Source organism: Armatimonadota bacterium, from assembly GCA_031081585.1.
In the GTDB taxonomy this organism is placed as follows: Bacteria; Sysuimicrobiota; Sysuimicrobiia; order Sysuimicrobiales; family Humicultoraceae; genus Geohabitans; species Geohabitans tengchongensis.
The window spans coordinates 19,557-28,697 of sequence record JAVHLY010000033.1; the positions used below are offsets into that span (position 1 = coordinate 19,557).

Consider the following 9,141-nt stretch of genomic DNA (forward strand, 5'->3'; position numbering starts at 1 on the left):
CCGATGCGGCGGCTGGCCATCACCGGCGGCGGGACCGGCGGCCACCTCTACCCGGGGATCGCGGTGGCGGAGGCGCTGCTCACGCGCTTCCCCGACGCGCACGTGCGCTTCTTCGCCGGCGACCGGCTGGAGCGCCAGGTCCTCCCCGCACTCGGGTGGCCGCTGGAGGTGATCCCCGCGCGCCCGCTGCCCCGTCGTGCGCAGCCGTCGGCGGCCGCGGCCCTGGCGGTGACGCTGTGGGGTGCGGCGGTGGCGGCGCGGCGCCTGCGCGCCTTCCGCCCGCAGGCGGTGCTGGCCACCGGTGGGTACGTGGCCGGGCCGGTGGGGCTGGCGGCCCGCCTGCTGGGGATCCCCCTGGTCGTCCAGGAGCAGAACGTCGTCCCGGGCCTGACCAACCGGCTGCTGGCCCGGTGGGCCAGGGCGGTGTCGGCGCCGTTGGGCGTGGGCGAGGGATTTCCACCCGGCCGGGTGGTGGTCACCGGCGTCCCCGTGCGCAGCGGGGCGCTGAGCGGGGACCGCGCCCGCGCCGCCGCAGCGTACGGGCTGGTGCCGGAGCGCCCCACTGTGCTGGTCCTGGGCGGCAGCCAGGGGGCGGCGGGCCTGAACCGGCTGGTGTCGGAGGCCCTGACCCCCCTGGCCGCGCTCCCGATCCAGGTCCTCCACCAGACCGGGCCCGACCACCTGGCCTGGGTGCAGGGCGAGGTGGCGCGGCGCGGGCCGCAGGCCGTCCTGCGCCACGTGGCCGTGCCCTACATCGACGCCATCGGGGACGCCTACGCCGCCGCCGACCTGGTGGTCTGCCGCTCCGGCGCCTCCACCCTCGCCGAGGTGACGGCGTGGGGGCTGCCCGCCGTGCTGATCCCCTATCCCCATGCGCTGGCCGGGGAACAGGAGGCCAACGCGCGGGTGCTGGCGCAGGCCGGGGCCGCTGAGGTGTACCGTGAGGGCGACCTGACCCCTGCCCGCCTGGCGGAGCGCCTGCGGGCGCTGCTGCAGGACCCGGAGCGCCGCCGGGCCATGGGCGAGGCCAGCCGCCGGCTGGGGCGACCGGACGCCGCGGAGCGGGTCGTGGACCTGCTGCTGCAGGCGGCGGGGCTGGAGGTGCGCCGCAGTGTCGTCCTGCCGACCGCAGGCGCCCGGCTGCGCCGCCATGGGGGTGCGGCACGGTGACGACCGCCGCGCCGGCACAGCCACACCTCCACTTCGTCGGGGTGGGCGGTGCGGGCATGAGTGCGCTCGCCCACCTCCTGCTGGCCCGGGGGGCAGGCGTCTCGGGGTGCGACATCCGCGAGTCCCCGGCCACAGCGCGCCTCCGCCGGCTCGGCGCACAGGTGTGGCACGGACACGATCCGGGCCACCTGGAGGGCGTGGACGTGCTGGTGGTTTCCCGCGCGGTCCGCGAGCACACGCCGGAGATCCGCGCCGCCCAGGCGCGCGGCGTCCCCGTGCGCCACCGCGCCGCGCTGCTGGGCCAGGTCATGGGCGAGGGGCGGGCGGTGGCGGTGGTGGGGACGCACGGCAAGACCACCACGACGGCGATGGTCACCGCCGTCCTGGACGCGGGGGGCCTCGACCCCACCGCGCTCGTCGGGGCGGACGTGCCGGCGCTGGGCGGGAACGTGCGGGTGGGCCGGCCGGAGGTGACCGTGGCCGAGGTGGACGAGAGCGACGGCTCGCTCCTCTACGTGGCGCCCTGGGCCGCGGTGGTCACCAGCCTCGACCTGACCGACCACGCCGACTTCTACGCCACCCCGGGGCACCTGGTGGAGACCTTCCGCCGCTTCCTGGGCGCGGTGCGGCCCGGAGGCTTCGTGCTGCTGTGCGCCGACCACCCCACCGTGCGCGGGCTGGCCGACGCCGCCCCGGTGCCGGTGCTCACCTACGGGCTGGCAGCACCGGCCGACGTCATCGCCGAGGTGCAGGACCTGGAGGGCGCGCGCGTGCGCGCGGTGGTGCGGCGCGGACGGCGGCGGCTGGGTGTGTTGGCGCTGCGCCTCCCCGGCCGGCACAACCTGAGCAATGCGCTGGCCGCCGTGGCCGTGGGGCTGCAGCTGGACGTCCCCTTCGCCGTGGCCGCGCGGGCGCTGGGCGCGTTCGCCGGCGTGGCCCGGCGCTTCGAGGCCCGGGGGGAGGTCGCCGGCACGCTCGTCGTGGACGACTACGCCCACAACCCGGTGAAGGTGGCGACGGTGCTGCGGGCGGCGCGCGAGTCGTGGCCGCAGCGGCGCATCCTCGTCCTCTTCCAGCCCCACCGCTACTCGCGCACGCTGACCACCCACGCCCAGTTCGCCCAGGCCTTCGCCGACGCCGACGAGGTGGTGGTGACGGAGATCTACCCGGCGGACGAGGCGCCGCTGCCGGGCGTGACGGCGCGGCTGATCGTGGACGCCATCCGCGCCCACCGGTCGGTGGAGTACTACCCGGCGGTGGCCGACGCGGTGGAGCGGGTCGTGGCGCTGGCCCGTCCCGGCGACCTCGTCCTCACGCTGGGCGCGGGGGACATCTGGCAGGCCGCCGAGGCGATCGTGGCGCGGCTGCGCGCCCGGGAGGGCGGACCGACGGCGGGGCCGGCGGCCGCGCCGTCCTCGACGCGGCGGGGGCACGCGGCCGTCTCCCCCGAGCCCGGACCGGTGGCGGGGGCATGAGCCGGACCCGCCGCGCCCCCCAGCCCCGCGCGGCCCACCCACCCGGTCAGGACCCCGAGCCGCGGGCGCTCGAGGCCGTGGTCGAGGCGCTGCGCCGCCACGTGCGCGACATCCGCCTGCACGAACCGCTGTGGCGCCACGTCACGCTGCGCGTGGGCGGCCCCGCCGACGTCCTGGTCGTCCCCCACTCCGCCGACGAGCTGCGCGCCGCCGCCCGGGTCCTCTTCGGCGAGGGCGTCCCCTTCGTCGTCCTGGGACAGGGCTCGAACGTCCTCATCGCGGATGGGGGCATCCGCGGCGTCGTGGTCAAGGTGGGGAAGGGCGTGGACCGCGTGCGCTGGGACGGGGAGGCGGTCACCGTCGAGGCGGGCTACGGCCTGCCGCGGCTGGCGCAGGAGGCGGCGCGGCGCGGGCTGGCCGGATTGGAGTTCGCGGCGGGGATCCCCGGGTCGGTGGGCGGGGGCGTGGTGATGAACGCGGGGGCCCACGGCCACCAGCTGGCCGAGGTGCTCGACGCCGCGCGCGTGGTGACGCCCGCGGGCGAGGAGGTGCTCACCCGGGCCGCCCTGGGGTTCGCCTACCGCACCTCCGTGCTGCAGCAGCGTCCGGCCGTGGTGGTGGAGGCGACGCTGCGCCTGCGCCCCGCGGACCCGCGCGAGGTGCGCGCCCGCCTGGACGCCTGGCTGGCCCAGCGCAACGCCACGCAGCCCATCGGGCCGCCGAGTAGTGGGTGCATCTTCCGCAACCCCGAGGGGGACCACGCCGGCCGCCTCATCGACGCGGCGGGGCTCAAGGGGCTGAGCGTGGGGGACGCCGTGGTCTCCGAGATCCACGCCAACTACATCGTGAACCGCGGCGCCGCCCGGGCCGCTGACGTGCTGGCGCTGGTCGAGCAGGTGCGCACGCGCGTGCGGGAGCGGTTCGGGCGAGAGCTGGAGCTGGAGGTGAAGTTGCTGGGCGACTTCGACGCGGGCGCACCGGGCGCGACCGGCGCGCCGGTCGCGCCCGGACCCGGGCCGCACGAGCCGGGACTCGTGCCGGGTGGAGGGCCGGTGGTGTCCCCGTGAGCTCCTGGCTGACCGCGGCCCGCTTCGCCCTCGTCATGTGCGCACTCCTGGCCGCGCTGAGCCTGCCGGGGTCGGCCCTCTTCACCCTGGAAACAGTGATCGTGGAGGGCGCGCACAGCCTCTCTCCCGGGGAGGTGGTGGAGGCCTCCGGGCTCGAGCCGGGGACGGTCTCTCTCTTCCGCGTCCCGGCCGGCGAGGTGGAGGAGCGGCTGGCCCGCCACCCGCGCATCGCCGCCGCCCGGGTGCGGCCGCGCCCCCCGGACGCGATCGTCATCGAGGTGGCCGAGCGGGTGCCCGCCGCCGCCGTGCCGCTCCAGGCCGGGTACGCGGTAATCGATGGCGGCGCGGTGGTGATCGAGGTCACGCCCGCCCGCCCGGCGCTGCCGCTGGTCTCCGGGCGGGGCGAGCGTCTGGCCTGGGCGGCGCCCGGGCACGTCGTGCCCTCGGCGGCCGCCCGCGAGGCGGTCAGGGTCCTCCCGCTCCTCCCGGCGCCCCTGCGGGGGCGCGTCGCCCACCTGCAGGTGACGGCCACGCGGGAGGTGGTGCTCTACACGCTCGACGGGGTGGAGATCCGGGCGGGGCCGGTGGCGGGCGTGGAAGAACGCCTGGCAGTGGCCCCCGAGGTGCTGCAGCGTGTGCGCGCGGAAGGGCTGGTGCTGGCCTACGTCGACCTGCGCGTCCCGGACACGGTCATCCTGGGCCCCCGCCGGTCCGGACCGGCGCAGTAATCCTGCACCGGACCAGGCCGCCGCCCGGCCAGACGCCCCTCAATCGGGCCAAGGCAGAGACCCTGGGAGCCGCCGCGGGCTGGGAGGCGGTGCGGGGCGTCCTGCAGATCGGCACGGAGGACATGACCGACTACACCGACCGCCGCGCGGGCAAGAGCACGTGGGTTGATGCGCTGCCGCCCGGGCACCGCGGCAAGCTGATCCGCCTGCGCGTGCCGCGGGGGCCCGCGTCGGCGGAGCCGGTGCCGCTCGCGCGCGCCCCATGAGCGACTGGGTCGTCGTCCGGCACAAGGACACGCGCGAGATCGTCCACCAGGAGGAGCACGCCAGCGTGTCGCCGAAGCGGTCCGCCGACCTCCTGACCCAGCGCTACCTCGAGCTTCGCGAGCGGTGGCCCCCCGAATACGAGATTCTCACCGGCTTCGGCCCCACGCTGGAGGAGTTCCTCCGCCTGTGCGACTCGAGTGACTAGTGGAGGTGGGCGACCAATCCGGCCACCAGTCCCAGCGCCAGGGTCCCGGTCTGGGCGAAGTGCGCCAGGATCAGGTCGCGGACGCTCCGCGAGCCGTCCATGAGGTCCCACAGGGCGGCCTCCTCGGGGCTCAGCCGTGCGTAGGCGTGCAGGTGCGGGTGGCTGAGCACGACGTAAGGTGGACGACCCGGGTCATGGACGACGTGGCGCTCACCGGCTCGAGGAAGCCCTCACCATCGAGGCGCTCGCGGCCGCCTGGCGGCCCGTCGGCTCCGCGCAGGCCAGGGAGGCCGCGGTCAGGGCGCGCGCGGAGGCGCAGGGGATCTGCGAGCAGTTGAGCCCGGCTTTCGCCCGCAGCCGGGCGGACAGGAGGAGAAGCCCACCAGGCGTGGAATAGCGCGGTGAAGCGGGGACGCCGCGGGGCTTCCGGTGGAGCGGCCCGCGGCTCCTGAGGTCGACGCGCCCGTCCGGCGGACCGCCGGACCAACGTACCTACCGTCGCACCTGGAGTCGCACCTGTGCCGAAGAAGGGCCTGGTCGTCGGTCTCGATATCGGCACCACCAAGGTCTGCGCCGTCGCAGGCGAGGTGGATGACGACGGGGAGGTCCACATCGTGGGGGTGGGGACCTCCCCCTCGTCTGGCCTGCGCAAGGGCGTCGTCGTCGACCTGGAAGCCACCGTCCGCGCCATCGAGGAGGCGGTCGAGCGCGCGGAGCGGATGGCCGGCCAGCGCGTGCCTTCCGCTTTCGTCAGCGTCTCCGGCGAGCACATCACCTCGACCCGCAGCCGCGGGGTCGTGGCCGTGGCCCGCGGCGACCACGAGATCGAGCCCGCCGACGTCGCCCGCGTGATCGAGGCGGCGCGGATGAACGCCCTGCCTCCCAGCGACCGCGAGCTCATCCACCTGCTGCCGCGGGACTTCGTCGTCGACGGCCACGAAGGCGTGCGCAACCCGGTGGGGATGTACGGCGCCCGGCTGGAGGTGGAGGCCGTCATCGTCACCGGGCTCTCCACCATGCTGGCCAACCTGGTGAAGTGCGTCCAGGAGGCGGGGCTGGAGGTGGAGGAGGTGGTCCTGGAGCCGCTGGCCTCGGCCGAGGCGGTGCTCACCCCGGCGGAGCGGGATCTCGGCGCGGTGGTGGCCGACATCGGCGGCGGGACTACCAGCCTGGCCGTCTTCGTGGGGGGGGCCCTGGCCTACACCGCCATCCTCCCGGTGGGCGGCCACCACCTGACCAGCGACATCGCGGTGGGCCTGCGCACCCCCTTAGAGGAAGCGGAGAAGCTCAAGGTGCGCGCCGGAGCGGCCACCCCCCAGATGACCGCCGAGGGGGAGCTGATCGAGGTCTTCAACATCGGCGACCGCCAGCCGCGCATCCTGCCCCGGCGCTTCCTGGCCGAGATCATCGAGCCGCGGCTGGCCGAGATGATGGGGATGGTGCGGGCACAGCTGCGGCGCAGCGGCTACGGCCACCTGGTGCCGGCGGGAGTGGTGCTCACCGGGGGGACGGCGTTGCTCCAGGGGCTCGCTGCCTACGCCAGCGAGCGGCTGGAGCTGCCGGCGCGCACCGGCATCCCCGAGGGGGTGACCGGGGTGACGGACGCGGTGCGCAGCCCGGCGGCCAGCGCGGGGGTGGGCCTGGTGCTGTACGGGTCGCGGGACCGCAGCGGCCTGCGGGCGCTGCGGCACGGCAACGGCGCGCGCGGCGCCATGGCGCGGGTGCGCGGGTGGGTGCGGACGGTCCTGCAGGGAACGTGAGGCCATGACACCACGTGAGGAGGGGCGGAGGCAGAGCATGACGAGTCTCGACCGGGACCTGCGGCGGTTCGCCGCCATCAAAGTCGTCGGGGTGGGCGGGGGCGGCAGCAACGCCGTCAACCGCATGATCCACGCGGGGCTGCGCGGGGTGGAGTTCATCGCCATCAACACCGACGCGCAGGCGCTCGCCCTCAGCAACGCCGACAAGAAGATCCACATCGGCGCCAAGACCACCCGGGGCCTGGGCGCCGGCGGCGACCCGGCCGTCGGCCGCCAGGCCGCCGAGGAGAGCAAGGAGGAGCTCTACGAGACCCTGGAGGGCGCCGACATGGTCTTCGTCACCGCCGGCATGGGCGGAGGCACGGGGACCGGCGGCGCGCCCATCGTGGCGGAGATCGCCCGCGACCTGGGAGCGCTCGTCATCGGCGTGGTCACCAAGCCCTTCTCCTTCGAGGGGCGGCGTCGCATGGCCGCGGCCGAGGAGGGCGCCCGCATCCTGAAGGGGAAGGTGAACACTCTCATCACCATCCCCAACGACCGGCTGCTGCAGATCATCGACCGCCAGGCCACCATCGTCGAGGCCTTCCGGGTAGCCGACGATATCCTGCGCCAGGGCGTCCAGGGGATCGCCGACCTGATCACCGTCCCGGGGCTGATCAACCTGGACTTCGCCGACGTGCGGGCCATCATGACCGAAGCCGGCTCGGCCCTCATCGGCATCGGCGTCGCCACCGGGGAGGACCGGGCCATCCGGGCCGCGCAGGCGGCCATCGCCAGCCCGCTGCTGGAGACCTCGATGAACGGGGCGCGCGGCGTCCTCATCAACGTCACCGGCGGACTCGACCTGGGGCTGGTGGAGGTGAGCGAGGCGGCCCAGATCGTCAAGGAGGCCGCCGACCCCGAGGCCAACATCATCTTCGGCGCGGTAATCGACGACAAGGCCGAGGGCGAGGTGCGCATCACCGTCATCGCCACGGGGTTCGACGGGGCGAAGATCAACGGCGAGCAGCCCCCGGAGGAGCCGGTCCGGCTCAAGGAGCCGATCAAGGTCATCGACGACCTGGACATCCCCGCGTTCCTGCGCCGGCGCTGATCGCGCACCCGCCGGTGTTGCCCCGCCGTCGGCGCTGATCGGTCAACTCGCTCGGTGCTGATCGGTGGACTCGCGCTAATGGGTGAACTCGTCCCGGGGCGGAGTTCGATCGACGTACGGCGGTCGACGGATGGCGAGGGTTGCCGGCGACGGGAGGAGTCGGCCAGCGACAGGAGCCGGCGGAGACGACAGGAATCAGCGAGAGGCCAGCACCAGCCCGTCTCGAGCGGCTTCGGAGACCGTACTGAGCTCCGCGACCTTTCTCGCGTATTCCCCGGGGGTGTAGCACAGCGGCTGGAGGTCCACCTCCAGGTCCCACAGGTCCAGCACGGCGGCGATGCGATCGCGCCAGGGGAGCCCCTCGAAGGCGGAGGAGATCAGGATCAGGTCGTAGTCACTCTCCATCAGCTCGTCGCCGCGGGCACGCGAGCCGACCAGGATGGCCTGCTCGAGCGGGAAGCGGGCCTGGACGCGCTTCAGGAAGACGTCGAGCCGCCCCCGGTCAATACCGAGGTGACCCATCGCTGTACCCGCCCGGCGGCATCCAGCAGCATGGTGGCCCGCCGCTCGTCGTAGTTTTCGGCCGGGACGCCGTTGGCGGCGTCCGGATAACGCGAGGTGGCATACTCCGGGTTGAGCAGGCGCAGGTCGCTCATGACCTCCTCGGGCACCTCGAGCACCCGTCCCAGTTCGATCAGGTTGTGGGTTTTGGGCGGCAGCGTCCGCCGGAGTTCGATGACAGCCCCTTTCAGCCACTTTTCCACGGCCTGATGGCACGCGAAGGCGGCCGCAAAGTAGAAGCCCGTTCGGATGCTGGCCCGGGCATGGGCAAGATCCGCATCACCCTGTGACAGCCAGCGCCGTGCCTCCTCCCTCACCAGGGTTACCCTCCTCGTCGCCCCGACGCGTCTTCCATCATACCGGGCGGGAATAGCGGGTTCCTCCGCCCTCCCAGTCCTGCAGCCAATGCGCCCATGCCTGGGAGATGCAGGCGGGGCGCAGGATCACCTGGTTTGGCCTGTGGGGAGTCCAGGGGGAGAACCCGAGGGCGCGCCCGAAACCTCTCACCGGACCCTGTCCCGGCCAGGCGAGCCTCGCCGGGATGGGGCGGGCAGGGAGATGCGCAAGGCACGGCGGTCGGCGGCAGGGGCGCCTGCGCGACCTCCCTGGTCTGGATCCGCTGGACACCCTGAGCGACCACCTCCAGGACCGAGCCGCCCTGCTGCTCCTGGACAACTTCGAACAGGTCGTCGCCGCCGCCCCGCACCTGGCCGCCCTGCTGGCGGCCTGCGCGAGGCTGACCTGTCTCGTGACCAGCCGCATCGCGCTGCGCGTGCCCTGGGAGCACCACTTCCCCGTGCCACCCCTGCCGGTGC

12 protein-coding genes are annotated in these 9,141 nt (G+C 74.6%); 9 read left to right on the forward strand and 3 right to left on the reverse strand.

Annotated features, from left to right (window positions below):
• The first annotated feature begins 3 nt into the window (after window positions 1-3).
• From murG to RB146_12000, 6 genes are all read left to right on the forward strand, one after another.
• Window positions 4-1,170 (forward strand): undecaprenyldiphospho-muramoylpentapeptide beta-N-acetylglucosaminyltransferase, encoded by a 1,167-nt coding sequence (murG, locus tag RB146_11975; GenBank protein MDQ7829686.1) that lies wholly within the window; start codon window positions 4-6, stop codon window positions 1,168-1,170.
• Entirely contained in the window at window positions 1,167-2,645 is a 1,479-nt protein-coding gene (gene murC, locus RB146_11980) for a UDP-N-acetylmuramate--L-alanine ligase (protein ID MDQ7829687.1), read from the forward strand. Before murG ends, murC begins: the two co-directional genes overlap by 4 nt.
• Entirely contained in the window at window positions 2,642-3,712 is a 1,071-nt protein-coding gene (murB, locus tag RB146_11985) for a UDP-N-acetylmuramate dehydrogenase (protein MDQ7829688.1), read from the forward strand. The genes murC and murB overlap by 4 nt, the downstream gene beginning before the upstream one ends.
• Window positions 3,709-4,440 carry an FtsQ-type POTRA domain-containing protein gene (locus RB146_11990; protein MDQ7829689.1) on the forward strand — a complete coding sequence of 244 codons (732 nt, stop codon included), beginning with the start codon at window positions 3,709-3,711 and terminating at the stop codon, window positions 4,438-4,440. The genes murB and RB146_11990 overlap by 4 nt, the downstream gene beginning before the upstream one ends.
• A 122-nt stretch (window positions 4,441-4,562) precedes the next feature.
• Window positions 4,563-4,706, forward strand: coding sequence for a hypothetical protein (locus tag RB146_11995; GenBank protein MDQ7829690.1), 144 nt, complete (start codon window positions 4,563-4,565; stop codon window positions 4,704-4,706).
• Window positions 4,703-4,912, forward strand: a complete 210-nt coding sequence (locus tag RB146_12000; protein MDQ7829691.1) for a hypothetical protein — start codon at window positions 4,703-4,705, stop codon at window positions 4,910-4,912. The genes RB146_11995 and RB146_12000 overlap by 4 nt, the downstream gene beginning before the upstream one ends.
• On the opposite strand, the gene RB146_12005 is transcribed toward RB146_12000, so the two are convergent.
• Entirely contained in the window at window positions 4,909-5,082 is a 174-nt protein-coding gene (locus RB146_12005) for a hypothetical protein (protein MDQ7829692.1), read from the reverse strand. The two genes, RB146_12000 and RB146_12005, sit on opposite strands and share 4 nt — an antisense overlap.
• A 348-nt stretch (window positions 5,083-5,430) precedes the next feature.
• On the opposite strand from RB146_12005, the gene ftsA reads away from it, so the two are divergent.
• Both ftsA and ftsZ read left to right on the forward strand, forming a co-directional pair.
• Window positions 5,431-6,672 (forward strand): cell division protein FtsA, encoded by a 1,242-nt coding sequence (gene ftsA / locus RB146_12010; GenBank protein MDQ7829693.1) that lies wholly within the window; start codon window positions 5,431-5,433, stop codon window positions 6,670-6,672.
• Between the two features lie 37 nt (window positions 6,673-6,709).
• Window positions 6,710-7,765 (forward strand): cell division protein FtsZ, encoded by a 1,056-nt coding sequence (ftsZ, locus tag RB146_12015; GenBank protein ID MDQ7829694.1) that lies wholly within the window; start codon window positions 6,710-6,712, stop codon window positions 7,763-7,765.
• Between the two features lie 195 nt (window positions 7,766-7,960).
• Here ftsZ and RB146_12020 read toward each other — a convergent pair whose 3' ends face one another.
• Together RB146_12020 and RB146_12025 are read right to left on the reverse strand one after the other, a co-directional pair.
• Window positions 7,961-8,287: a nucleotidyltransferase domain-containing protein gene (locus RB146_12020; protein MDQ7829695.1), complete on the reverse strand. Its 327-nt coding sequence runs from the start codon at window positions 8,285-8,287 to the stop codon at window positions 7,961-7,963.
• Window positions 8,242-8,643 (reverse strand): HEPN domain-containing protein, encoded by a 402-nt coding sequence (locus tag RB146_12025; protein MDQ7829696.1) that lies wholly within the window; start codon window positions 8,641-8,643, stop codon window positions 8,242-8,244. The genes RB146_12020 and RB146_12025 overlap by 46 nt, the downstream gene beginning before the upstream one ends.
• Before the next feature lie 224 nt (window positions 8,644-8,867).
• Here RB146_12025 and RB146_12030 point away from each other — a divergent pair.
• On the forward strand, window positions 8,868-9,141 hold a 274-nt coding region (locus tag RB146_12030), incomplete at its 3' end, for a hypothetical protein (protein MDQ7829697.1).

Bases quoted from the DNA above. Each gene is read 5' to 3' on its own strand.
- murB (MDQ7829688.1), top strand. From the start codon at position 2,642: ATGAGCCGGACCCGCCGCGCCCCCCAGCCCCGCGCGGCCCACCCACCC.
- RB146_12020 (MDQ7829695.1), bottom strand. From the start codon at position 8,287: ATGGGTCACCTCGGTATTGACCGGGGGCGGCTCGACGTCTTCCTGAAG.
- ftsZ (MDQ7829694.1), top strand. From the start codon at position 6,710: ATGACGAGTCTCGACCGGGACCTGCGGCGGTTCGCCGCCATCAAAGTC.
- murG (MDQ7829686.1), top strand. From the start codon at position 4: ATGCGGCGGCTGGCCATCACCGGCGGCGGGACCGGCGGCCACCTCTAC.
- RB146_11995 (MDQ7829690.1), top strand. From the start codon at position 4,563: ATGACCGACTACACCGACCGCCGCGCGGGCAAGAGCACGTGGGTTGAT.
- RB146_12000 (MDQ7829691.1), top strand. From the start codon at position 4,703: ATGAGCGACTGGGTCGTCGTCCGGCACAAGGACACGCGCGAGATCGTC.